This window comes from Xenorhabdus innexi (assembly GCF_002632485.1).
In the GTDB taxonomy this organism is placed as follows: Bacteria; Pseudomonadota; Gammaproteobacteria; order Enterobacterales; family Enterobacteriaceae; genus Xenorhabdus; species Xenorhabdus innexi.
Genome location: NZ_NIBU01000239.1, coordinates 1 through 618 on the forward strand (window position 1 = coordinate 1; position 618 = coordinate 618).

General features: G+C 42.2%; 1 protein-coding gene. It reads right to left on the reverse strand.

What is annotated here, in order from left to right:
- Nucleotides 1–618, reverse strand: a 618-nt coding sequence (locus tag Xinn_RS21350) for an IS630 family transposase (protein WP_153043443.1), incomplete at both ends; no start/stop codon positions are given.

Below are 618 nucleotides of genomic sequence, written 5' to 3' on the forward strand. Positions count from 1 at the left end.
TGCCACATAAATTGGCAACAATGATTGCGTGTCACCGTTTCATGAAGTGATTGCCATAGCCGTTCTATTTTATTTAACCAAGGCGAGTAGACCGGAAGAAAGAGCAGTGTCACAGTGGGATTATTCAACAGCCATGCTCTGACCTTCTTACTTTTATGGATGCCGTAGTTATCTAAAATAACGCTCAGCGTTTCTGCATCACGATATGCGCGTTTCAATGCTTCTAACATGTTGATAAATAAATCTGAGTTTTTTCTCGTGTAACCCGTAAACACGATCTTGCCTGTTTGGGCATCAAGGCAACCGGCAAAGTAATATTTTTGATTCTGACCCGGTGTCACAACCCGTTTTTGTTGGCCTTTAAAGTACCAGTCAGCGCCTATTTTAGGATTAAAATCAATATCCACTTCATCTTCATAAACCACCGGATGTTTCTCTGAAGCCCGTGAAAGCGTCTCAGCAATACGCGCCATTTTTTCGTCATATTCGGGATCAGGTTGTTTTAATGTGGGCGCCGCTCGCCGCCAGACAATGCCTTGTTTGCAGAAGTAACGGTAAAGTGTGCTGATGGAAAGGGTAATATGCAGATATTTTCTGAGTAAAAACACAAAAAACGAA